Genomic DNA, 23,104 nt, shown 5'->3' with positions numbered 1-23,104 from the left:
CGCAGATCGTCGTGATGGGGGTCGCCGGCTGCGGCAAAACCTCGGTGGCTCAGGCCATCTCCGAGATCACCGGGGCGCGGCTCGGCGAGGCCGACGAACTCCATCCCGCGTCGAACATCGACAAGATGAGCCGCGGAATCCCGCTCACGGACGACGACCGCGGGCCGTGGCTCGAGGACATCGCCCGATGGCTCGCCGCTGGCGCCGAAACCGGGATTCCCGGCGTAATTGCCTGTTCCGCGCTCAAACGGCGCTACCGGGACGTACTCCGGTCGGGTGGCGCACCGATCTTCTTCGTTCATCTGCGAGCCGACCGGGACCTCATCGCGGTACGCATGAACGCCCGCACCGACCATTTCATGCCGACGAGCCTCCTCGACTCCCAGTTCGCGATCCTCGAGCGACTGCAGCCCGGCGAAATCGGGATCGAACTCGAGGCCCTACAGACTCCCGCCGACCTGGCCCGGGCAGCACTCGACGCGAGTGGACTGCACACGGATCAGGACCGGCCGACCTTCATCGGAGGACCAGCGTGACCAGCCACCCCGCGTTCGACATCGAAAATCAGATCGCGCTCGTCACCGGATCGAGTCGAGGAATCGGCTTCGCCCTGGCAGAAGGACTCGCACAGGCCGGTGCCGTCGTCGTACTCAACGGCCGGAACTCCGACGCGCTCGAGCTGGCCCGCAAGCAGATCCACGAACGCACCGGGGCGAACGTGTTCGCCTACGCGTTCGACGTCACCGACGCGGCCCAGGTCGCCGACGCCGCGACCGCGATCGAGAAAGAAGTCGGCCCCGTCCGGATCCTGGTGAACAACACCGGCGTACAGCACCGCAGTCCGCTCCTCGAATTCAGTGAGGACGACTTCCGGCGGGTACTCGACACCAACCTCACCAGTGCGTTCCTCGTGGGACGTGAATTCGCCCGCGCGATGGTGCAACGCGGGGTCGGGAAGATCGTCAACATCTGCTCGATCCAGAGCGATCTCGCCCGGCCCGGTATCGCACCGTACGCCGCGAGCAAGGGTGGCCTGAAGATGCTGACCCGTGGAATGTGTGCGGACTGGGCACCGCACGGGCTGTGCGTGAACGCCATAGCGCCGGGCTACTTCGACACCGAACTGACCTCGGCCCTGGTCCAGGATGCCGACTTCTCCGCTTGGCTGGCGGGGCGCACCCCGGCCGGACGCTGGGGCCGCCCCGACGAGTTGGTCGGTGCCCTGTTGTTCCTGGCCTCGGGCGCATCGGATTTCGTGAACGGCCAGATTCTGTACGTCGACGGCGGTATGACCGCGGTCGTCTAGAGACCACACCGAGTTTCATCGAAGAGCGGAGCGCAGAACACATGCGGGCTTGTGTCGTACACGGAGCACACGACCTCAGGGTCGAGGACATCGACGTCCCGGCGCCCGGGCGAGGTCAGATTGCGGTGGACGTCGCCTACGGCGGCGTCTGCGGGTCCGATCTGCACTACGCCCATCGCGGCGGCGTCGGCGACTTCCTCGTCCGGGAGCCGATGGTCCTCGGACACGAGGTGGTCGGCACCGTCGCCGCACTCGGGGACGGGGTCGACGGCCCCGAGGCCGGCACACCCGTCGCCGTGCACCCCGCCACCCCGTGCGGCAAGTGCCCCGAATGCCTCGACCGCCGCGAGAACGTGTGCCGTGACACCCGGTACCTGGGAAGCGCGGCCCGCCTCCCGCACGTGCAGGGCGGCTTCGCCCAGCGAATCGTGCTGCCCGCCCATCAGATCCGTGCGCTCCCTGACGGGCTGAGCCTCGAAACCGCGGTACTGGCGGAGCCGTTGTCCGTGGCACTGCACGCCGTCGCCCGCGCAGGAGACGTCACGGGCCGCTCGGTGTTCGTCACCGGCGCAGGACCCATCGGGTGTCTCGCCGTCGCTGCCCTGCGCGCGGCGGGCGCCCGGGAGGTCATCGTGTCCGACCTCGTCCCCGAAACCCTCGCGGTAGCCAGAGCTGTCGGCGCAACCGCGGTCGTGCGGGCCGACGACCCCGACGCGGCGCCGACCGACATCGACATCGCTGTCGAAGCCTCCGGTGCGCCCGCCGCTCTCGGCGCGTGTGTCCGCGCCGTCCGCCGCGGCGGTCGTGTCGTGCAACTCGGTCTGCTCCCGCCCGGCGACGTCACCTTCCCCGGAAATCTTCTCGTCACCAAGGAGATCGAGCTCGTCGGAGCATTTCGCTTCGGCTCGGAGTTCGACGACGCACTGGCACTGCTCGCCTCCGGGCTCCCCGTCGAACCCGTTCTCACCCATCGCTTCCCGCTCGATCAGAGCGAACAAGCATTCACCGTCGCCCGCGACCGCACCCAGGCCAGCAAGGTCGTCCTCGACTTCCGCTGAACAGCCCCGGGCCCGACCCTTCGAGGGATACCCATGTCTTCATCCACTGCAACGTCCACCCCGACCGTGCATCTCGGCCCCGATCAGCCGCCGCTTCTCGTCGACGCCATCACGGCGGGCGGAGGGCAGCTGACCGGGCTGCACGACGCCGACGCCGTCGTCTGGACGGGGGCGCCGAGCGACTTCCCGACGCTGCCCACGCAAGTCCGGTGGGTGCAGTTGCCGTCGGCGGGTGTCGAATCCTGGTTCCAGTCCGGTGTCGTCGACGCAGGCAGTGATCGAGTGTGGACGTCCGCAGCAGGCGCGTACGCGGACAGTGTGGCCGAGCATGCCCTGGCACTGCTCCTTGCCGGCGTGCGGGCGCTGCCGGGTCAACTCGCGGCAACGTCTTGGGACCAGGCGGGTTTCGGGGCGCAGGTCCGGACCCTGCGCGGTTCACTCGTGGCGATCGTCGGCTGCGGTGGCATCGGGCGCGCGCTGATCCCGCTCCTGTCGGCGGTCGGTGCGCACACCCTTGCCGTGACCCGTTCCGGCAGAACGGTTCCCGGCACCGTCGAGACTCTGCCGGCGGAGCGCACGGCCGAGGTCTGGGGTCGGGCGGATCACGTGGTGCTCGGTGCACCCGCCACGGGCCAGACCAAGTACCTGCTGGGTGCACAGGAGCTCGCGCAGATGAAGTCGACGGCCTGGGTGGTCAACATTGCCCGTGGCTCGCTGATCGACACCGATGCCCTCGTGGAGGCACTCACCGAGGGTCGGATCGGCGGCGCCGCGCTCGACGTCACCGAACCCGAACCGCTGCCCGACGGTCACCCGCTCTGGACCCTCCCGAACGCCATCATCACCCCGCATGTGGCCAACCCGCCGTCCGCGCTGGCACCCGCGTTCGCCCAGCACGTCAGCGACAACGTGTCCCGCTTCGCCCGCGGACAGGCCCTCGCCGCGGTCATCGACCCCGCCAGCGGCTACTGATCCCGTAACCCGGTTCTCCTCCCCGTCCCTCGGTCCCTGGAGCGTGATTTGCCGTGACGGCCACGACACCTTCCGATCTCTCCTCCACCGTCCCTAGCGTCGGGATCTCTCCCGGCCTCGCCTTCGGACTCGTGCGGCCGCCCCTCACGGTCCTCACGCACGCCGCGGCCTCGGCTGCCGGAACGACGGTCCTCCGGGTGGTCGCCGACGATCATCCGGACGTGCCGGCACTCGTGGCTGCGTGCGCGGTACAGGCGGGATCGGTGGTGCTCGACATCGAGTGGTCCTCGGTCGGCGTGCGCCGGGCCGAGGACGGGGCCCTCCTGGACGCCGCTCCCGGGGCTCGCCCCGGTGAGGGTGACACCATCGCGGAAATACGGCTGACCCTCGAACTCGCCGAGACCACCGGCGATCGGCGCGTACGCGCGACCGAGCGCCTCGTCCGCGATCTCGCCGCCGACCTCACCCTGGTCGCGGACGGTGCGCAGCCGTTGCATTTCGACCACATCCGGGAGAAGGCGGTCTCGGCTCTCGATCGAGCGGGAGTCGAACGACGTGCACCCGCATACGACATCGCACTCCGGATCGTCGACGCCCTCCCCGTCGCCGATCTCCTGCTCCCCGCCGCCGACGAGGTACTCGAGTGGGTTGTGACCGCGGCCCGGGACGCGGCGGCCATCGACGTCCGCGTGCTGACCGTGCCCGCCCCGCTGCCCCACAGCACCACCTGTCTTGTTCTGGTGCCCCTGCGCCGGCTGGACCACCGGCTGGGGGCGGTGGCCACCGCCATCGTCGAACGGCAGTTCGGCGGGCGGGCAGCGATGGGTGAGCTGTCCGTTGCGGGATCGGTGTTGGCTGTGCTCCGCTTCGATGTGCGCTCCACTTCCCAGCCGGATCGGGCACCACGGACATCCTTCACCGTGGGCGGCGCGATCGAGGACGAGCTGCGTGCGACGATCAAGACCTGGGACGACTCGTTCCGAGAGGCCCTCGGCCAACATTCGGGCACCGCAACCTCGGACAGTGCGCAGCGGTACGCGGAAGCCTTGCCGGAGGCCTACAAGAAGGAGCACGGCGTCGAGCGGGCCGCGGTAGACGCGGCCACCCTCGAATCGCTTCCGCCGAACTCCTCATCCCTGTCGCTCTACCGCATTTCCGGAAGCACCCAGACGCCGTGGCGATGCACCCTCTACGTGGCGGGGCAACCGGTCACCCTGAGCCGGGTACTACCGTTGTTGCACTCCCTCGCTGTCGAGGTGGTCGACGAGCACCCCTACCCGGTTCGTCGTAGCGACGGAACACAGTGCTGGATTTACGATTTCGGTATCACATTCGACGGTGACGCCGCACGTGCCGGAGCGGGAGATGACGCGGACGACCTCACGTCCCGGTTCTCCGCCGCCTTCGCGGCGATGTGGGACGGGTGTGCCGAGATCGACGGATTCAACGCGCTCGTTCTTCGTGCAGGGCTCGATTGGCGTCAGGCCGCGATGCTGCGGGCATATGCCAGGTATCTGCGGCAGGCCGCGTTCCCCTACTCACAGGATCACATCGCTCGAGTCCTGAGCCGTCACACCGACATCGTCCGCCAGATCGTCACCCTCTTCACGATGCAGTTCGACCCCGATGCTGCGAGCGAAGCCGCCTCCGACGCGATGGCGCAACAGTTGAATGACACCATCGACGCGATCCCGGAGATCGATTCCGACCGGATCCTCCGCTCCTTTCTGCGACTGGTACGGGCCACCCTGAGAACCAATTACTTCTCCGGTGCCGCACACCAATCGACCCGCCGGGCCCTTGCGTTCAAACTTGATCCCCGGTCGATACCCGAACTACCCTCCCCACGTCCACGATTCGAGATCTTCGTGTACTCGCCGTGGGTCGAAGGGGTCCATCTGCGGTTCGGCGCCATCGCGCGCGGAGGACTGCGATGGTCCGACAGACTCGAGGACTTCCGCACCGAAATTCTTGGGCTGGTCAAGGCGCAGGCCGTCAAGAACGCGGTCATCGTGCCCGTCGGCGCGAAAGGCGGCTTCGTGGTGAAGAAGCCGCCCGTCGGTACCGGCGACCCGGACGCCGATCGCACGGCCAGGCTCGGTGAGGGAATCACATGCTATCGGGAGTTCATTGCGGGGCTGCTCGACCTGACCGACAACGTCGACCGCGAGACGGGAACCGTTCTCGCACCGGACGGAGTGGTGCGGCGCGACGGCGACGACACGTATCTCGTCGTTGCCGCTGACAAGGGAACCGCGGCCTTCTCTGACATCGCCAACGAGGTTGCCACGCAGTACGGGTTCTGGCTGGGCGATGCATTCGCATCCGGCGGATCGGCCGGCTACGACCACAAAGGCATGGGTATCACGGCGAAGGGAGCATGGAAGAGCGTCGAGCGACACTTCCGCGAACTCGGCGTCGACACCCGCACCGACGCGTTCACCGTGGTCGGGATCGGCGACATGAGCGGCGACGTGTTCGGAAACGGGATGCTCCTCTCTCCCGTTCTCCGGCTCGTGGCGGCATTCGACCATCGGCACATCTTCGTCGACCCGGACCCTGACCCCTCCAGGTCGTACGCCGAACGCGCGCGACTGTTCGATCTGCCCACCTCGTCCTGGGACGACTACGACCGCTCCATCCTCAGCGAGGGCGGGGGTATCTGGGCCCGCACGGAGAAGTCGATACCGATCGATTCCCGGATGAGAGCCGCACTTGCACTGCCGGATTCGACGAACTTGCTGTCTCCCACCGACCTGATCGCCGCGATTCTGCGGGCACCGGTCGACCTTCTCTGGAACGGTGGCATCGGGACGTACGTCAAGGCGAGCACCGAGTCCCATGCCGACGTGGGCGACAAGGCCAACGACGGTGTCCGCGTCGACGCCCGCGCCGTGCGAGCCCGCGTGATCGGCGAAGGCGGAAATCTCGGCGTGACCGCACTGGGGCGGACGGAGTATGCGCTCGCCGGCGGGAGGATCAACTCCGACGCCCTGGACAACTCGGCAGGAGTCGATTGCTCCGACCACGAGGTGAACATCAAGATCCTCCTCGACACCGCGGTGAGCGCCGGCACTCTGGACAAGGATCAGCGGAACCCGTTGCTGGCGTCGATGACCGATGACGTCGCCGCATTGGTCCTCGCCGACAACACCTCGCAGAACGAACTGCTGGGCACCACTCGCGCGGTCGCGGCGAGGTCGCTGTCCGTGCATCGGCGTCAGATCACCGCGCTCGAACGTCACCGCGGTCTCGTTCGAGCCCACGAGGCTCTACCGAGCGATGAGGATCTGGGCGTTCGCGCCGCGACCGGCACAGGGTTGGTTTCGCCGGAGTTGTCCACACTTCTCGCGCACGTCAAACTCGCGCTGAAAGAGGATCTGCTCGCAGGGCAGCTCCCCGATACCGGTGAGCTGGCGAACAGGCTCCCCCAATACTTCCCCACGCAGGTACGCGACAAGATCGCGCCCGGCACCGCACACCCTCTCGCTCGCGAGATCGTCACGGCGATGGTGATCAACGAAGTCGTCGACGACGGCGGGCTCTCCTACGTCCACCGGCTCCTCGAAGACTGCGCCGCATCGACTGAAGATGCCGTGCGAGCGTTCACGATCACCGCGGATGTCTTCGATCTGCGTTCGGTGTGGGGCGAGATTCGCCGGACGGAAATGCCGACCGCCGCGTCCGACCTTCTGAAGGCCGAGTCGCGGAGGTTGCTCGGCCGGGGTTCGAGATGGTTCCTGGCGAATCGCCCCCAGCCGTTGGCCATCGGAGCTGAGATCGCGCGGTTCGCGGGTGCCGTTCGCCGGCTGACTCCGGTACTGCCCTCCTGGTTGCAGGGTGCCGATGTCGACAACGTCCGTCGCAGGGCTGCTCCGGCCATCGAGGCCGGAGCGCCGCAGGATCTCGCCCACCGGGTGTTCCGCTCGCTCGATGTGTTCTCGCTGCTCGACATCGTGGAGATCGCGGAAGTGTCGGAGAGGGATTCGACGGAGGTCGGTGCGGTGTATTGGGCGTTGAACGCGCACCTCGAGGCGGGGCGGCTCCTCACGTCCGTCACCGCGCTCGACCGAGGTGACCGTTGGCACGCACTCGCCCGACAGGCATTACGCGATGACCTGTACTCGTCGATGCGTGCACTGTGCCTCGATGTTCTCGCAAGCAGCGAGCCCGGCCAGGATCCGCAGGACAGCATCGCCGAGTGGGAGGCCGGCAATTCGGCCCGGCTCGAAAGAGCGAGGGCCACCCTGCAGAGCGTCTTCGAGAGCAATGCCTTCGACTTGGCGACACTGTCGGTCACCGCCCGTCAATTGCGCAGTATGGTGCGGACGCCGCACTCGTCGGCCACTGCGCACTAGGGAGGTTCGCCTGATGACGAAACTAGCCGCGCCGAAGTCTTTCAAGGGAGCCGCCATTCGTGGAAGCCGGAGCGAGACCACCCCATTCGGTGTGCCGCCGGACCCCCTCACGACCGAAGTCCCCCGTCACGATGACGCTACCGGTGCGATGAAAATTCGCTGAGCTCTCCGATGCCTTCCAGAGGCAAGGGTCGGTTATCGGCCACGCTCTTCATGACGAGGGTTGAGCTGATGCGCCCGACGCCGGGGGGTGGCGAGACGTTCGTCGTATCGCATCTGGAGCCGGGATTCCGGCCACAGCACGCGCTGGCCCTGATATGTGTGACGGCTCGGATCGACCGGCGTCGATCCGAGCCCTCGAAGGCGTAAGACCTAACTGTCGACCGTCGTCTTCTTCAGACCGAAGGCGACGAGCAGGACCAGGACGGCGAGGTAGCCGAAATACCACGGGCCCATGCCGTGCCCACTCAGCCAGGTGAGCAGGAGGGGTGCAGGTCCGCCGAAGATCGCTGTGGCCAGGTTGTACGGGGCACCCACTCCCATGGCCCTCATCCGACTCGGAAACTGTTCGGTCATGATCACTGCGAGCACCGAAAACATGCAGGCCGTCAACGTCAGAAGCGCCAGATCGACGACTAGGCTCTGCCACCACACGCCCGCCAGCGCGAGACTCAGAGGGACAATCGCCACCGCTCCACCGACAGCGAAAATCATTCCGAAGACTCGCCGGCCGACGCGATCCGACAGATGCCCGAAGGTCGGCAACAGGAACATGAACACCACGAGAGCAACGGTGTGGACACCGAAGGTTGTATCGGCAGGCAGTCCGATGGACTTGATCAGGTGCGTCGGCATGTACGAGACGAAGGTGTAGAACGCCGTTGCAGATCCCGACATCAGCAGGAACACTCGCAGAGTCTCACGCGGATACTCGGACAGCAGGGCCGCGAGGCCGGATCGCTTCTTCGTCGGTTCCGCGGGGTGGCCAGTGTCGAGCGTCTCTGCCATGGCCGACCGGACCCACAGACCGGCCAAACCTGCGGCGCCTCCGATCAGGAAGGGGATGCGCCAGCCCCAGTCGCTCAGCGCTTCAGTCGACATCGCCTCCGCAAGAACGAATCCGAGCAGCGTTGCCAGCACGATTCCGGCTACAACCGTCGTGTACCACAGGCTGGTGTAGAGGCCCCGACGGTTGGCCGGAGCAATCTCGTACAGGTAGGCCATGGCACCGCCGGACTCACCGCCGGCCGCGAAACCCTGGATCATGCGTGCAGCCACCAGAATGATCGGGGCAAAAACACCGATGGTTTCGTAAGTCGGCGAGATTCCGATCGCGAAGGTGGGAACAGCCATCAGCACGATCGTCAGAGTCAGTGCGCGTTTTCGCCCCCGCCGGTCGGCGTAGCTTCCAATCAGCCATCCGCCGAGAGGACGGACGAAGAATCCGACAGCAAAAACCACAAAGGTGGACAACAGAGCCGCGGTGGGGTCACTGGCAGGAAAGAACAAGGGAGAGAGGTACACAGCGAACGTGGCGTAGATGGTCAAGTCGAACCACTCGACCACATTGCCGACAGCGGCTGCTGCCAGTGGGCGCAGTCGTGTACGCGACGGATTAAACGTCGATGGTGATACTACTGTCATGACGTGCCTCTCGGTACGAATCACACTCGATAAGTACCGTGACTGTAGCCACATTCCTCTCGGAACGATAGGGGGTACGAATAATATTTCTAAAGTACCCCCTCGGACATTTGCGAACCTGCTTCGCGGGAGTCATCCGTCGCTACGACATATTATTTCGTTGCAGCACAATGCCCTTCAATCAGTTGCCCGTGCTGACGCCATCCACGAACCGCCCCGGGGGGCCCTGTTCTCGCCTACTCGGTGCGCAACAGACCGTGGAGCAGAAGGTCACCGAGTTCTCCGAAGGCGTCGGCTGCGGACAGGCCGGTGCGCTCGAGCAGCACCCCGGATTGGACGGCGTCGATCGCCAGCGCCACGAGCTGGGCCGCGAACGCGGCATCGGTTGCGCGGAAGTCCCCGGCTTCGACTCCCTCGTCTATCAATTCGCGCACTCGCATCGCTGCTTGGGCGGTGTTGCGGGCATAGATCTCGGCTGTGGGCCGGTAGGAGACCATGTCTTCGTAGAAGGCCCTCGAGTTGCGCCGCATCGCCGACGCCACGCCTCCGAGGTAGGTCGTGATGCGCGTGCGTGGGTCCGACTCGGCAGCAACGGTAATTTCGATCTGCTCTGCAGCGGCGCCGAAGAAGCGTTTGGTCGCTGCGACGACGAGCTGTTCCTTCGTCGACGCCACGCTGTACAGGGTTGCCTTCGAGCACCGTAAACGCTGGGTGAGGTCGTCGACGGTGACCGACGTGAACCCTTCGGTCAGGAAGATCTCCTCGATCCGCGCCAGCAACTCGTCCCGACGGGCGGTGTCGACGCGTCGACGGCGGGGGGTGTTCATCGCCGCGCGGTTCGGCGTCGCTCCTGCACGTGCCATGCGGTCGAGTGTTTCACAAACGGACGGACCTCCTCGAATCCATGGGTCTTCCCTTCCCCCGCGACGGTGGGTACATTATTGGGTACTGTCTAGTAATCTAACGTACCCAACAAGGAGTTGTCTGTGTCCGCCGAAATCGACGCGCGATTGCGCGAGATCCTGTCCTCGTATTCCGGTGAGGCCGCGAACGTGGCGTGGCTGCTGTGCGATCGGCATCCACCGCTGTCCGTGGCCCTGACCGTCGTCGACGAGGACGTGTCGACCACCCGATACACCTACGGCGACCTCGCCGACTCGTCGCGCCGATTCGCGCAGGTACTCGCCGATCGGGGGATTGGACGGGGCGATCGGGTTGCCACGCTGATGGGTAAGAGCGCCGATCTGGTCACCGTGCTGCTCGGCATCTGGCGGGTCGGCGCGGTGTACGTTCCGCTCTTCACCGCATTCGCCGAGGATGCGGTGACCTCCCGTCTGACGAATGCCGAGACCAAGCTGGTTGTCGTCGACGCCGCGCTCCGGTCCAAGGTCGTCACCAACGCCGCGTGGGATGTCCTGGTGGCTGGCGGCGACGAAGACAGCCTGACCGCGGCACTGGCATCGATGAACACCGATACACCCCCGCCCGTTGCGGTCGGTGGCACTAGCCCCTTGGTGCACATGTTCACCTCGGGTACCACCGGAACTCCGAAAGGCGTGGTCCACCCGGTTGGCTACATTGCCGGATGGCACAGCTACCTCGAATTCGCGCTCGGCGTCACCGACGACAGCGTGTTCTGGTGCGCGGCGGACCCGGGCTGGGCCTACGGGCTCTACACCGCAATCGTCGCGCCGCTGGCAGCCGGTGTTCCGACCATCCTGGCCCGCGGTGGTTTCTCCGCTGCCTCCACCTGGTCGGTGCTCTCCCGCCTGGGGGTGACTGACTACGCCGCGGCGCCAACCGTGTACCGGGGCCTGCGCTCCGAAAGTGGAGCTCGCCCCGACGATTTGGCCCTGCGCCGCCTTTCGAGCGCCGGGGAGCCTCTGACACCGGAGGTCAACGGTTGGGCCGAAACTGAACTCGGCTTGCTCGTCCACGATCACTACGGGCAAACCGAACTGGGGATGCCCGCCGGTTTCCCACATCACCCCGACTTCGCGGTACCAATGGTCCCCGGGGCAATGGGCGTGGCGCTGCCCGGGTGGGAACTCACCGTCCTCGCCGATGACCACGACGAGCCCGCGGCCACCGGCACGATCGGGCGCCTGGCCGTCGTCGTCACCGGCAGCCCGATGATGATGTTCACCGAATACGCGGGCGGACGCGGCGATGCGGGCCGATTCACCGCCGACAGGGCCTATTTTCTCACCGGTGACACCGCCCGCATCGACAGTGACGGGCTGCTCCGGTTCTCCTCCCGCGACGATGACGTCATCATCATGGCCGGTTACCGCATCGGCCCCTTCGACGTCGAATCCGTGCTCGCCCAGCACCCGCAGGTCCGCGAATGCGCCGTGGTCGCCGCACCCGACCAGGTACGCGGCGAAGTGATCGAGGCCTTCGTCGTCCGGGGAGCCAATTCCACCGCCGACGACGAGCTGGTCCACGAGTTGCAGCAGTGGGTGAAAACGAAATACGCCGCCCACGCCTATCCCCGCCGGGTGCACTTCGTCGACACCCTCCCCAAGACCGCCAGCGGAAAGATCCAGCGCGCCCAGCTCCGTCAACAGCGCCGCGTCGAACTGTCTCGTCAGGAAGCCCACTCATGACCGACAAACCCGCTATGCCGCTGGACGTGACCCATATCGGCGCCACCCGGATCCTCACCCTCAACCGGCCGGACCGGCGAAACGCTCTGAACGACACGCTGGTCGCGGCACTCGACACCGCGCTGTCCGATGCCGAGGATGACCGCGACACCCGAGCGGTCCTCCTCACCGGTGCCGGGAAGAGCTTCTGTGCCGGAGCCGACCTGCAATATTTCCTGCAGCTACACGCCGCCGGCCGGACTCCCCTGGAATTCCTCCGGGACGTCTCAGCCCTCGCCACCCGGCTGGAGACGAGCCCGCTACCCGTCGTCGCAGCGATCCATGGGCACGCCGTCGCCGGCGGACTGGAACTCGCGCTCGCCTGCGACGTCGTCATCTCGACCCCGACAGCACGGATCGGCGACGGTCACGTCCGCAACAACCTCCTCCCCGCCGGCGGCGCCAGCGTGCGCCTGCCCCGCAAGGTCGGCGACTCCATGGCCCGCTGGATGGCCCTGACCGGTGAGTTGGTCACCGCCGCCGATCTGAAGCACACGGGATGGCTGCACGCGATCGTCGTCGAGCACGAGTTGCTCAACGCCGCCCTGACGGCCGCGGACACACTCGCCGCGCACGCGGGCGCAGCCCAGTCCGCTTACAAGCAACTACTCGCGGAGTCCAACGAACTTGACGAAAAGCAAAGCCTTGCACGTGAACTCGACACCTTCGACGTCCACTGGAAGGCCAGTGACGTTCCCACCGCTCTGAACGACTTCCTGCAGGGCAGGACGACCACCACGAATTCCCCTCGACTCGAATCAGGAACACGATGAATCGCTACACCGACCAGGTAGTACTGATCACCGGCGCCGGACAAGGACTCGGTGCCGCGATGGCCGACCGCTTCGCCTCCGAAGGTGCCACCGTCGCCATCGCCGAAATCAACGACGCCACAGGACAGGCGCTGGCCGCAGAGCTGTCCTCCCGATACGGGCGTCCCGTCACCAGCCACCCCGTCGACGTTGCCTCAGACACCGACGTCCAGGACTGGGTCGACACGATCGTCCGTACCCACGGACGCATTGATGCCCTGGTCAACAACGCCGGGATCATCCGCGACAATCGGATCGAGAAGATGAGTGTCGACGACTGGCACGCCGTCATCGACGTGTCGCTGACCGGATCGTTTCTCTGCGCCCAAGCTGTCCTGCCACACATGCGTGCCCGCGCCTACGGGCGAATCGTCTCATTCAGCTCCATGAGCTGGCGCGGAAACTTCGGACAGGCAAACTACGTCGCCGCGAAGGCCGGCATCGTCGGACTCACCCGCACCATCGCGCTAGAAGCCGCCCTCGACGGCATCACCGCCAACGCCATCGCACCTGGACTCATCGAAACCCCCATGCTCGCCTCCATGAACGCTCCCGCCCGCGACAAACTCGTCTCCAAGGTCCCACAGCGGCGAACCGGCAACCCGAACGACATCGCCGAGGCTGCTGCCTACCTGTGCTCCCCCGCCGCCGGCTACGTCAGCGGCATCGTCCTCGACGTCGACGGCGGCCTCGGCATCGGATCATCCATCCGCTGATTCGGAGCGACAGCGCCCAAACTCGAGCGCCTGCGCCGAAGACGCATGCGGCGGCCTCGTTGGACTCGCAGTACTCGAAGGCGATGCCCCGTTCGCGGACATCGGACGGGTGCTCTTTGAGCCGTTCCGGGGAGGTGATGCTGTTCGGCGTTGCGGCAGCTATGTCCGCGCTGACGAGGCGTCCCTCGCGAGCGAGACCCCTGTAGTTCGCCGCCGGAACAGTCGTAGTCGCTGGCTCGGGACCTGCGGCGTCGTCCCAGGACCGCACAAAACCGCAGCCTTCGGACGAGTTCGCGCATCGCATCGTCGTAGGTACCCGGTCACCCCGTAGTGGGATGGTCGGAGGCAGATCAGGTTTCGCTGGCTCGGACTGCCGACGTCGTGGCACGAGGGACGAGCGTTGGCGTCAACGTGATGACTTGTGTTTTGGCGTCTTCGTCGCTGAGCCGGGCCTGCAGGAGTTTGCTAGCGATCTCACCAGCCTGAGCACGCGGATAGTCGACAGTGGTCAGCGATACGAAACCCGATCGCGCAACCGTGGTGTTGTCGAATCCCGCCACGGAAAGCTGCGAGGGAACGTCCACACCGACGGCTCGCGCCCCGGAAAGTACGCCGAGGGCGGACAGGTCATTCGCCGCGAAAATTGCAGTCGGCCGGGGGTGGTTGCCGTAAAGCTGTTCGAAGCCGGCTCGACCGGCTTCTTCGGTATATTCACCTGGGCAAATCTGGATGTGTTGTTCTAGCCCGTGAGTGCGCATGGTGTCGGCGTACGCGCGGCGTCGGGTGGCGGCTCCGGCGCCTTTACCGCCATCCACGTGCGCGATTCGCTGGTGGCCGAGGGAAATGAGGTGTTCGGTCACCAGTCGTGCGCCGAGCCGGTCGTCGATGACCACCGAGTCCAGACCACGAATGCGGCGGCCGATCACCACGGTGGGAACTACTCGGCCGTACTTTTCGATTTCAGGGGCCGGCATCTGGGTGCCGACCAGCACGACGGCATCTACCCGGTGCGCGAGGAAGGACTCCACCGCGGCTCTCTCCCGCGTGACGTCCCGGAATCCGGACGCCAGAATCAATTGTTCGGGTCGGTCTTCCGTGCCGTCTGCCAGGCCGTCCAGAATTTCCGCGAACAACGGGTTGTGCAGGTCTGAGATCAGAACGCCCACCGTGCCGGAGTGCGCGCTGGCCAGGCGCCGGGCATTGAGGTTGGGCCGGTAACCGAGTTCCTCCGCGGCGGCGAGAACACGCTCTCGGCTGCGGGCCGCGACCCTCGAAGAGTTCCGCAGCGCCAAACTTACGAGAGCTCGGGAGACGCCGGCGCGCGCGGCGACGTCATCCAGGGTGACGGGCAATGAAACCTCCTGGAATAAGGATGTGGGGTTGACGAAAAATGTGAAGCGCTTCACACTATAGCGAATTAGAGCGCTTCAACACAGCTCAGGCCGCTGACGAGCACCTCAACGCGGCGACAGACACAGGAGGAGACCCAGAATGCCCTACGCCAATATCGGCCCAATCGAACTCTGCTACGAAATCACCGGCCCCGAAGACGGTGAGCCGCTGCTGCTGATCCACGGCCTTGGTGCGCAGCTGGTCGCCTGGTACCCCGGCTTCTGCCGCGCCCTGGAGGACGAGGGTTTCAGGGTGATTCGGTTCGACAACCGGGATGTGGGACTGTCGTCGAAGCTCGATGACACACCCGACTATCACCTACAGGACATGACCTCCGATGTGGAGGGGTTGCTGGTCACGTTGGGGCTCGACGCGGTGCACGTCGTCGGCCAGTCGATGGGGGGCATGATTGCCCAGCAACTTGCGATCGCGCATCCTGAGCGCGTGCGGAGCCTCTGTTCGATCTACTCCGCTCCGAGCACGGAGTTTCTGACCCAGGAACTCCAGGCAGTCCTTCAACGACCGGCAATACTCGATCGTGAGGGGACGATCCGCCAGTGGATCGAAACGGAACGGCTATCCGGTCTCGACGGGTTCGACGAGAGCCGAATCTACGACTTCGCCGCCGCGATCTACGATCGCAGCTACTGCCCGGCGGGATTCGAGCGGCAGTCACGAGCGTTGCTGACGGCACCCGACCAGCGGCCTGGTCTGGCGCAACTGACCATCCCGACGGCGGTGATCCACGGCAGGGATGACCGCCTGATCAGTTACCGGGGCGGTATCGCGACGGCAATGGCGGTCCCCGGTGCCGAACTCCACCTCTACGCCGGGATGGGCCATCAGGTCGCGCCTCACCTGTGGAGCGACTACGTGCGCGTCATCACCCGAAACATCGAACGGGCCGAACCCGATCGTGCCGAAATCCCAACTGCCGCAATGCCATATCCGACATCGGGAGACCGCGGTGACGCATCGCCCGTGCGAACATCTGCCGTGCTGACCGAAGCGATCTAGCAGCGAAGGCACGGATGGCACGACGTCGTACCCGCACATCTCCACCCATGGACCACCACATCCGCTGCTCTTCATTCCCGAACCCCAGCTCACTCCAGAAGGAACGTCACATGCCCAGCATCGGCACGGCCCCGACAGCTCCCCCGCACGTACCGCTACCCCCTGATCGTCCCGGACCGCACACTAGACGCCTGGGAATGGTGGCATTCGTAGCCACCTTCGGTGGGTTGCTGTTCGGCTATGACACGGGTGTCATCAACGGCGCCGTGGGTCCCATGAAGGCCGACCTCGGACTCACCACGCTCACCGAAGCCCTCGTGGTCAGCATCCTGGTCTTCGGAGCCGCGATCGGGGCTGTCGTCGGAGGGAAACTCTCGGACAGATTCGGTCGCCGCCACAACATTCTGCTGCTCGCCGGCATCTTCATCGTCAGCACGGTGGGCTGCGCGCTGGCACCGACCTGGCCGGTACTCGCGGTGTTCCGCTTCGCACTCGGTGTCGCCGTCGGCGGCGCCTCGACGACCGTGCCGGTCTATCTCGCCGAAGTCGCTCCCGCGGAGCGCCGCGGCAGCCTCGTCACCCGCAACGAAATCATGATCGTCTCGGGACAATTCGCCGCATTCATCATCAACGCGATCATCATGAACGTGTGGGGCGAACACACGTCGGTCTGGCGGTACATGCTCGTGGTATCGGTGCTACCGGCGATCGCGCTGCTCATCGGCATGCTGCGCATGCCCGAAAGCCCCCGCTGGCTGTCCTCCCAGCAACGCGACGCGGATGCACTCGCGGTGCTCAAACAGGTGCGGTCCCCCGAGCGCGCGGAAGCCGAGATGGCCGAGGTCCGCGCCCTGGCGACAGAGGAACGGCAGGCGCAGACCGGTGGATGGGCCGACCTCTCGGTGCCCTGGATTCGCAGACTGGTCGTCATCGGTGCCGCCCTCGGCATCTTAGGACAGCTCACCGGCGTCAACTCGATCATGTACTACGGCACCCAACTGCTGCAGACCGCCGGATTCTCCAGCAACGGCGCCATTGTCGCCAACACGGCTAACGGCCTGTTCGGCGTATTCGGGGTCATCGTCGGCATCATGCTCATCAACAAGATCAACCGACGCACTATGCTCACAATCGGGTTCGCACTTATCACCTTGTTCCACGTCCTGGTCGGACTGTCTGCGATGTTGCTGCCCGATTCCGCGGCCAAGCCCTACATCATCCTGTTTTTCATTGTGGCGTTCGTGTTCTCACTACAGGGATTCATCGGCCCGCTGGTGTGGCTGCTGCTGTCGGAGATCTTCCCGCTGAAGATCCGCAGCTTTGCCATGGGACTGTGCGTATTCATGCTGTGGCTGACCAACGCCGGCATCACCTTCGCGTTCCCGCCGACCGTGGCGGCATTGGGCATCGCCCCGACATTCTTCATCTTCGCGGCGATGGGCGTCCTCGGCATCGTCTTCGCGCTCAAAATGGTGCCCGAGACCCGAGGCAAGACCCTCGAGGAATTCGAGGACGAAATGCGCGCTCGGTACTCATGAGCAGCAGATCAGCACCAGCGTAGCCGAAATCCGCGGTCCGGCCTCCGCCATCGGGCGGGTATGTGGTTGGCGCAGAGCAGGACAACGCCGCAGGAGGCAGGACGTCGCCGTTCGACTGAACGGCGACGTAGCTCACGCATGATGTGAGTGAGCGCAATCGCGTTCACCGACGCGGCCGTTTGGTACACGACCGCCACTAGGGCGGCGATTACCGCCGACCGCCGACACATTCTTGCCACAGAAGCCCCTGCGCCCAAGAACGATCTACAGCGATCACCACGTTCGCCGGTAGTGCGCGAATGTGCCCGCAGCAAGCGGAATCAGGTGTGATTGGAAGCCCCTTACGTGTGATGACCGGCCCGTCAGTTCGTGGAACTGCCAAGCCCCGCATTTTTGCTCGCTATAGGTGAACACCCCTCCACCCATCCATGCTCGGGGTGTTCACCCAATAGGGCCTGTTGTGTTCACCTATTAAAGATGTTTCGGTAATAGGGTGTGTCGTTGCACGGGATTCACACTGCGCTGCTGGATCATTGATGAATGGCAGGTAAGGAAACCGGTTCGCGCGAGGGATCGGATGCCCGGAAAGTCAAGCAGCGCGGCGGTCGCCGGAATCTCGAGGCGTTGCGTGACCGGCGGATGCGGGCGGCGGAGATGTTCGCCGCGGGACGACGACAGGTCGATGTCGCGGTCGAGTTGGAGGTCTCCCAGCAGACCGCCTCACGCTGGTATCGACAGTGGACCGAAGGGGGCAACGAGGCGTTGGAAGGTGCCGGTCGCGCGGGACGCCGACCCCGGCTCGATGACGCCCAGATCGAGGCGATCCGAGAGGAACTGCTCAAAGGACCCCAAGCTCATGGCTTCGCGACCGGGGTGTGGACCCTGGGCCGGGTCGCGATCGTGATCGAGCGGCTCACCGGCGTGACCTACGGACCCACCCAGACCTGGACGATCCTGCGGACCAGGCTGGGCTGGAGCCGGCAACGTCCCGCACGGCGGGCAGTCGAACGCGACGAGGACGCCATCGTCGCCTGGCGTGAGAACGAGTGGCCGCGGATAAAAAAATAGCGCGGCGCCGAGGTGCGTGGATCTGCTTCCAGGACGAAAGCGGTGTGTCGCTGCTCCCGGTGGTCCGAGCAACCTGGGCGCCGAAAGGTGTGACACCTGTGTTGCATCACCGATTCTCGTGGAAACGAATGTCCATGGCCGGAGTCCTGGCCTATCGACACGATCGCAGTCGCAGCGCATTCGTGTTCTCCATGACCGACGGCTCCTACAACACCGACAAGCTCATCGAGTTCCCCGCCGAACTCCGCGCCCACTTCGCCGGCGAGAAGGTCATCGTGATCTGGGACGGGCTCATGGCCCATCGATCCAAGGCGATGACCGCGTGGCTGGCCACCCAACGCGACTGGCTCCACGTCGAACGCCTCCCTGCGTATGCCCCCGAGCTCAATCCCATCGAACAAGCATGGGGCAACATGAAATCCACCGAACTCGCCAACCTCTGCCCCGACATCCTCGACGAGGTCCGCATCGCGACCGAGACTGGCCTCACCCGGATCGGCTCGAACTTCGACCTGTGCCACAGCTTCCTCGACCACACCGGACTTTCCTTATGATCACCACTCACTCAATTACCGAAACGTCTTTAGTCAGGAAGGGTCGGCGGGTAGAAGACGCCGACGATCCAGATGGTGTCGCTGCCCCCGGGACCGGGGTGTGTGCCGCCCGCGCGACGGCGCGCTCTCCACTCCGGATGGCGCGGCGATCGGCATGACTTCATCAACCGCCGCAGCGCGTCGTTGACGGTCTTGTAGCTGATGACGACGTGGGCGGGCAGTCCCACCTCCCGGCGTTGCGAGTTCGACCATCCCCGCTCGACTTCGGCGACCTTCGTCTGGTGCATCGGCAAACCCGAGCACCGTGTCAGCAGGTACGCGGCGAGGAACGCATCAGCGGTGAAGACCCGGTGCGCGCCGCGATGGTGGTCGAACACCTCCCGCACGAAATCATGCGCCGCGCAGTTCTCGATCACCGCGGCACCGCGCATGCCCATCCGCGCCTCCGCGTTCGGTCCCCGGAACGGCCCGGGCAAGGCCGTTCCCAGGAACCTGCGTATCGCCAGGTGGTTGAGTGCCCCTTCCGGCAGGCCAGAAACGTCGCGGTCCGGTAACCGCTACAGGGCGTAGTGCAGTGCCAGCGCTCGGACAGCAGTCGGAGACGAGACCAAGCCTGGTCAGGGCTGAAGGTTGTCTGTCGGCCCTCAATCCGCGGTGGTACCGCGAGAAGAATTCAACCGTTTCAACTGCGGTGATGCAATATTGCACATCCCCATTGCAGGTTAGGTGATTCCACGATCATCCATGCGCGGGCACACTGATTACCGTTCCCGGCGGAGAGCGACGCGAAGCGACATGATCCCCGGGGTTCATCCACGAGCCGTTTGTTCGAATCGATGCCCCAGGTGGGTTTCCTCGGCCCCGTGCGTGGAATGTCGGCTATCACACCGCTAGGAGTACAGATGAGCAAGATCGCTTTCCTCGGCCTCGGAAACATGGGCTTGGGTATGGCCACGAATCTGGTGCGCAACGGCCACACAGTCATCGGATTCGATCCCTCGCCGGCGGCAGCGGAGAAGGCGGCATCACGCGGAATCGGCTCTGCTGCATCTCTTGTCGACGCAGCAGAGAATGCCGACGTGATCATCACGATGCTGCCCAGCGGCAAACACGTGCTCGACGTCTATGCCGACCTGGTCCCGGCCGCGCCGCAGGGGACCCTCTTCCTGGACTGCTCGACGATCGACGTCGCCGACGCGCGGGCCGCCGCTGAACTGGCTGTCGACGCCGGGCACCGGGCGGTTGACGCCCCGGTATCCGGAGGAACCGTCGCTGCGGACGGCGGGACCCTCACGTTCATGGTCGGCGGCCCGGCCGACGCGGTGGACCAGGCCGGCGCGCTCCTGGACGCCATGGGGGCCCGTATCGTCCGCTGCGGCGACTCCGGAGCGGGTCAGGCTGCGAAAATCTGCAACAACATGATCCTGGGGATCTCGATGATCGCCGTCAGCGAAGCTTTCGCGCTGGGCGCGAAGCTGGGCCTGACCGACCAGGCACTGTTCGACGTCTCGTCGACCGCGTCCGGTCAGTGCTGGGCGTTGACGACGAATTGCCCGGTTCCCGGACCGGTTCCCACGAGTCCCGCCAACCGCGACTATGCTGGCGGGTTCGCGAGCGCGTTGATGCTCAAGGACCTTCGACTCGCGCAAGCCGCCGCGGCGGACAACGGTGTCGACACGACGCTCGGACGGCGCGCCACCGAACTCTACGAGCAGTTCGTCGCCCACGACGGCCCCGGTCGCGACTTCTCTGCGATCGTGACGGCGATCCGCGCCGGTGCTCTCGACACGCAGACGCAACCGTCCTAGCAATTCCCACGTAGACCTCGCCCCCTGCTGCGGTGCCGGGCGGGAGGCACTGCTCGATGTGAAAGGAATTGGTTGTGCGCATCATCCTGACGGGGCCGCCGGGAGCGGGTAAAGGTACTCAGGCGCAGTTGCTTTCGACGGCACTGCAGCTCCCCCACATCTCGACTGGCGATCTGTTCCGTAGCCATATCACGCGGGGCACGGAATTGGGGCAGACGGCGAAATCGTTCCTCGATGCGGGCGAGCTGGTCCCGGACGAGGTCACCATCGGGATGGTGGCGGACCGCCTCGCTGCCGACGACACGGCCACGGGATTCATCCTGGACGGCTTCCCCCGCACCGTGACTCAGGCGACTGCCCTCGATGAGCTCCTCGGCGGGCAGCTGAGCCAGATCGACGCCGTCCTGGACTTTTCGATAACGGACGATGTAGTCGTCGCGCGGATGCTGGCCCGTGGCCGCGCCGACGACACCGAGGACGTCATTCGTCGTCGTCTGCGGGTCTATCACGACGAAACCCGACCGCTGCTCGACTACTACGCACCAGTTCTTCTGTCGGTCGATGCAGAAGATGAGGTCGACGTGGTCTATGCCCACGCGATCGGCGCGCTGTCCGAGCGCGGACGCGTCGCTCCGTCCACCTAGCACTGTTTCCTGCACTTCAGCAGAGCCATCCGTATATCAAGGAGATTCCGACATGACCTCCACACAAACCTCACTCGCTGAGCTCCACATTCCCGAGGCCCGCGACTACCCCATGTTCGTCGACGGGGCCTGGGTGGAAGCCCTTTCCGGTCAGTGGAGTGAGGTGACCACCCCGGTTCTGCGTGAGCAAGTGATCGGCCGTGTCCCGTCCTCGAGCACTGAGGACGTCGATCGGGCGGTGCGTGCCGCGCAGAGGGCCTTCCCCCAGTGGCGGTCTCAGCACTTCACCGCGCGGGGCCGGATCCTGGGCCAGATCGCCGACGCCATCGACGCGCGCGCCGAGGAACTGGCTCGCCTGACCGCCCTCGACACCGGCAACGCGCTGCGCACTCAGGCGCGTCCCGAGGTCGCCACCCTGGCGAACCTGTTCCGGTACTTCGCCGGTGTTGCCGGCGAGATCAAGGGCACGGTTCTGCCCGCCGGCGACGATCAGCTCCAGTACTCCCGGCAGGAGCCGCTCGGTGTCATCGGGTGCATCCTGCCTTGGAATTCACCGCTGATGATCGCCGGATTCAAGATCCCCGCTGCCCTCGTCGCGGGCAACACCGTCGTAGTCAAGGCGGCCGAGGCTGCCCCGCTGAGCGTGTTGCTGCTCGCCGAGATCTGCGCCGAGTTCCTGCCGGCCGGTGTGCTCAACGTCATCACCGGATCCGGCAGGGTCGCCGGCGAGGCGATGGTCCAGCACCCCGAGGTCGACAAGATCTCGTTCACCGGCTCGACCGAGGTGGGTCGCCACGTTGCCCGCGAGGCAGGTGGCCGTCTCGCGCACGTCTCCCTCGAACTCGGCGGCAAGAATCCCTCCATCGTCTTCCCCGACGTGGACATCAACGACGACTTCATCAACCAGCTGCTGCTCTCGACCCGGGTGCACCGGCAGGGACAGAGCTGCACCGCCGGCTCCCGGTTGTTCCTGCACCAGGACATCTACGACGAGGTCCTCGACCGGCTGGTGAACACGTTGGCCGCCCTGAAGGTCGGGAACCCGCTGGATGAGTCCACGGACATGGGCGCCATCATCAACGAGACACAGTTCGCCTCCGTCTGCGGATTCCTCGACGACGGCCTGAGCTCGACCAAGGTTGCCACCGTCCTCGACGGCTCCCCCGACAAGCTCGGCAACCCCGACGGCTACTACATGGGACCGACCGTGTTCTCCGGCGCCGACAACTCCTGGCGCCTGTCCCGTGAGGAAATCTTCGGGCCCGCGCTCGTCGCGATCCCGTGGAACGACCACTCCGACGTCATCGAGATGGCCAACGACTCGCACTACGGTCTGGCCGCCTACGTGTGGACACACAACCTCGATCTGGCGCTGTCTACCGCACATGCCCTCGAAACCGGGTGGGTGCAGGTCAACCAGGGCGGCGGCCAGATGGTCGGCCAGTCCTACGGCGGATACAAGCAGAGTGGCCTCGGCCGCGAAGTGTCGCTCGAGGGCATGATCGCCGGATTCACCCAGACCAAGCAGGTCAACGTGCGCCTGCGCACACTCTGAGAAGGGAGAGCACC

Annotated in this window: 19 protein-coding genes; 15 read left to right on the top strand and 4 right to left on the bottom strand. The window is 65.5% G+C overall.

The annotated features are described in order from the left end of the window. The first annotated feature begins 14 nt into the window (after positions 1-14). The 5 genes from ACFVJ3_RS05650 to ACFVJ3_RS05630 are packed head-to-tail and all read left to right on the top strand — an operon-like array spanning position 15 to position 7,694. Positions 15-536: a gluconokinase gene (locus ACFVJ3_RS05650; RefSeq protein ID WP_378451316.1), complete on the top strand. Its 522-nt coding sequence runs from the start codon at positions 15-17 to the stop codon at positions 534-536. Beyond that, on the top strand, positions 533-1,306 hold the full coding sequence (locus ACFVJ3_RS05645; protein ID WP_378451134.1) for a glucose 1-dehydrogenase: 774 nt from the start codon (positions 533-535) through the stop codon (positions 1,304-1,306). Before ACFVJ3_RS05650 ends, ACFVJ3_RS05645 begins: the two co-directional genes overlap by 4 nt. 41 nt (positions 1,307-1,347) lie before the next feature. Next, the gene (locus ACFVJ3_RS05640) at positions 1,348-2,364 is read left to right on the top strand and encodes an L-idonate 5-dehydrogenase (RefSeq protein WP_378451133.1); all 1,017 of its coding nucleotides are present in this window, start codon (positions 1,348-1,350) and stop codon (positions 2,362-2,364) included. A 33-nt stretch (positions 2,365-2,397) separates the two neighbouring features. Then, complete coding sequence (locus ACFVJ3_RS05635) at positions 2,398-3,336, top strand: D-isomer specific 2-hydroxyacid dehydrogenase family protein (RefSeq protein ID WP_378451132.1); 939 nt, start codon at positions 2,398-2,400, stop codon at positions 3,334-3,336. Between the two features lie 53 nt (positions 3,337-3,389). Next, complete coding sequence (locus ACFVJ3_RS05630) at positions 3,390-7,694, top strand: NAD-glutamate dehydrogenase (RefSeq protein ID WP_378451131.1); 4,305 nt, start codon at positions 3,390-3,392, stop codon at positions 7,692-7,694. Positions 7,695-8,066: 372 nt separating this feature from the next. On the opposite strand, the gene ACFVJ3_RS05625 is transcribed toward ACFVJ3_RS05630, so the two are convergent. Together ACFVJ3_RS05625 and ACFVJ3_RS05620 are read right to left on the bottom strand one after the other, a co-directional pair. Further along, positions 8,067-9,338, bottom strand: coding sequence for an MFS transporter (locus ACFVJ3_RS05625; RefSeq protein ID WP_378451130.1), 1,272 nt, complete (start codon positions 9,336-9,338; stop codon positions 8,067-8,069). A 236-nt stretch (positions 9,339-9,574) separates the two neighbouring features. Next, entirely contained in the window at positions 9,575-10,201 is a 627-nt protein-coding gene (locus tag ACFVJ3_RS05620) for a TetR/AcrR family transcriptional regulator (protein ID WP_378451129.1), read from the bottom strand. Positions 10,202-10,324: 123 nt separating this feature from the next. On the opposite strand from ACFVJ3_RS05620, the gene ACFVJ3_RS05615 reads away from it, so the two are divergent. Genes ACFVJ3_RS05615 through ACFVJ3_RS05605 form a run of 3 tightly spaced genes read left to right on the top strand, consistent with a single transcriptional unit; the run spans position 10,325 to position 13,514 of the window. Next, positions 10,325-11,947, top strand: coding sequence for an AMP-binding protein (locus ACFVJ3_RS05615; protein WP_378451128.1), 1,623 nt, complete (start codon positions 10,325-10,327; stop codon positions 11,945-11,947). After that, positions 11,944-12,759 carry an enoyl-CoA hydratase/isomerase family protein gene (locus ACFVJ3_RS05610; RefSeq protein ID WP_378451127.1) on the top strand — a complete coding sequence of 272 codons (816 nt, stop codon included), beginning with the start codon at positions 11,944-11,946 and terminating at the stop codon, positions 12,757-12,759. Before ACFVJ3_RS05615 ends, ACFVJ3_RS05610 begins: the two co-directional genes overlap by 4 nt. Continuing rightward, positions 12,756-13,514: an SDR family oxidoreductase gene (locus ACFVJ3_RS05605; RefSeq protein ID WP_378451126.1), complete on the top strand. Its 759-nt coding sequence runs from the start codon at positions 12,756-12,758 to the stop codon at positions 13,512-13,514. Before ACFVJ3_RS05610 ends, ACFVJ3_RS05605 begins: the two co-directional genes overlap by 4 nt. A 350-nt stretch (positions 13,515-13,864) precedes the next feature. Here the strand turns inward: ACFVJ3_RS05605 and ACFVJ3_RS05600 are convergent, their stop codons facing one another. Continuing rightward, positions 13,865-14,866 (bottom strand): LacI family DNA-binding transcriptional regulator, encoded by a 1,002-nt coding sequence (locus ACFVJ3_RS05600; RefSeq protein WP_378451125.1) that lies wholly within the window; start codon positions 14,864-14,866, stop codon positions 13,865-13,867. A 139-nt stretch (positions 14,867-15,005) separates the two neighbouring features. Here ACFVJ3_RS05600 and ACFVJ3_RS05595 point away from each other — a divergent pair, with 139 nt between their 5' ends. From ACFVJ3_RS05595 to ACFVJ3_RS05580, 4 genes are all read left to right on the top strand, one after another. After that, a complete protein-coding gene (locus ACFVJ3_RS05595) occupies positions 15,006-15,923 on the top strand; it encodes an alpha/beta fold hydrolase (protein ID WP_378451124.1) in 918 nt (305 codons plus the stop codon). Positions 15,924-16,033: 110 nt separating this feature from the next. Further along, positions 16,034-17,461 (top strand): sugar porter family MFS transporter, encoded by a 1,428-nt coding sequence (locus ACFVJ3_RS05590; protein ID WP_378451123.1) that lies wholly within the window; start codon positions 16,034-16,036, stop codon positions 17,459-17,461. Positions 17,462-18,001: 540 nt separating this feature from the next. Then, the gene (locus tag ACFVJ3_RS05585) at positions 18,002-18,529 is read left to right on the top strand and encodes a winged helix-turn-helix domain-containing protein (protein WP_378451122.1); all 528 of its coding nucleotides are present in this window, start codon (positions 18,002-18,004) and stop codon (positions 18,527-18,529) included. Continuing rightward, entirely contained in the window at positions 18,508-19,083 is a 576-nt protein-coding gene (locus tag ACFVJ3_RS05580) for an IS630 family transposase (protein WP_378451121.1), read from the top strand. The genes ACFVJ3_RS05585 and ACFVJ3_RS05580 overlap by 22 nt, the downstream gene beginning before the upstream one ends. Positions 19,084-19,112: 29 nt before the next feature. Here ACFVJ3_RS05580 and ACFVJ3_RS05575 read toward each other — a convergent pair whose 3' ends face one another. Beyond that, on the bottom strand, positions 19,113-19,520 hold the full coding sequence (locus tag ACFVJ3_RS05575) for a hypothetical protein (protein ID WP_378451120.1): 408 nt from the start codon (positions 19,518-19,520) through the stop codon (positions 19,113-19,115). 465 nt (positions 19,521-19,985) lie between these two features. Here ACFVJ3_RS05575 and mmsB point away from each other — a divergent pair, with 465 nt between their 5' ends. The 3 genes from mmsB to ACFVJ3_RS05560 all read left to right on the top strand — a co-directional run bounded on the left by mmsB (position 19,986) and on the right by ACFVJ3_RS05560 (position 23,090). Continuing rightward, positions 19,986-20,891 (top strand): 3-hydroxyisobutyrate dehydrogenase, encoded by a 906-nt coding sequence (gene mmsB / locus ACFVJ3_RS05570; RefSeq protein ID WP_378451119.1) that lies wholly within the window; start codon positions 19,986-19,988, stop codon positions 20,889-20,891. A gap of 74 nt (positions 20,892-20,965) precedes the next feature. Then, the gene (locus ACFVJ3_RS05565; protein ID WP_378451118.1) at positions 20,966-21,535 is read left to right on the top strand and encodes an adenylate kinase; all 570 of its coding nucleotides are present in this window, start codon (positions 20,966-20,968) and stop codon (positions 21,533-21,535) included. 52 nt (positions 21,536-21,587) lie between these two features. Then, complete coding sequence (locus ACFVJ3_RS05560; RefSeq protein WP_378451117.1) at positions 21,588-23,090, top strand: aldehyde dehydrogenase family protein; 1,503 nt, start codon at positions 21,588-21,590, stop codon at positions 23,088-23,090. Positions 23,091-23,104 lie beyond the last annotated feature (14 nt).

The organism is Rhodococcus sp. NPDC127593, from assembly GCF_042671975.1.
Taxonomy (GTDB): Bacteria; Actinomycetota; Actinomycetes; order Mycobacteriales; family Mycobacteriaceae; genus Rhodococcus_F.
This window is presented reverse-complemented; position numbering and strand designations above follow the sequence as displayed.

Excerpts from the sequence above, each read along its gene's own strand:
- ACFVJ3_RS05590 (WP_378451123.1), top strand. The coding sequence starts at position 16,034 with ATGCCCAGCATCGGCACGGCCCCGACAGCTCCCCCGCACGTACCGCTA.
- ACFVJ3_RS05605 (WP_378451126.1), top strand. The coding sequence starts at position 12,756 with ATGAATCGCTACACCGACCAGGTAGTACTGATCACCGGCGCCGGACAA.
- ACFVJ3_RS05635 (WP_378451132.1), top strand. The coding sequence starts at position 2,398 with ATGTCTTCATCCACTGCAACGTCCACCCCGACCGTGCATCTCGGCCCC.
- ACFVJ3_RS05620 (WP_378451129.1), bottom strand. The coding sequence starts at position 10,201 with ATGGCACGTGCAGGAGCGACGCCGAACCGCGCGGCGATGAACACCCCC.
- ACFVJ3_RS05595 (WP_378451124.1), top strand. The coding sequence starts at position 15,006 with ATGCCCTACGCCAATATCGGCCCAATCGAACTCTGCTACGAAATCACC.
- ACFVJ3_RS05625 (WP_378451130.1), bottom strand. The coding sequence starts at position 9,338 with ATGACAGTAGTATCACCATCGACGTTTAATCCGTCGCGTACACGACTG.
- ACFVJ3_RS05560 (WP_378451117.1), top strand. The coding sequence starts at position 21,588 with ATGACCTCCACACAAACCTCACTCGCTGAGCTCCACATTCCCGAGGCC.
- ACFVJ3_RS05575 (WP_378451120.1), bottom strand. The coding sequence starts at position 19,520 with ATGGGCATGCGCGGTGCCGCGGTGATCGAGAACTGCGCGGCGCATGAT.
- ACFVJ3_RS05610 (WP_378451127.1), top strand. The coding sequence starts at position 11,944 with ATGACCGACAAACCCGCTATGCCGCTGGACGTGACCCATATCGGCGCC.
- mmsB (WP_378451119.1), top strand. The coding sequence starts at position 19,986 with ATGAGCAAGATCGCTTTCCTCGGCCTCGGAAACATGGGCTTGGGTATG.
- ACFVJ3_RS05585 (WP_378451122.1), top strand. The coding sequence starts at position 18,002 with ATGGCAGGTAAGGAAACCGGTTCGCGCGAGGGATCGGATGCCCGGAAA.
- ACFVJ3_RS05640 (WP_378451133.1), top strand. The coding sequence starts at position 1,348 with ATGCGGGCTTGTGTCGTACACGGAGCACACGACCTCAGGGTCGAGGAC.
- ACFVJ3_RS05650 (WP_378451316.1), top strand. The coding sequence starts at position 15 with ATGGGGGTCGCCGGCTGCGGCAAAACCTCGGTGGCTCAGGCCATCTCC.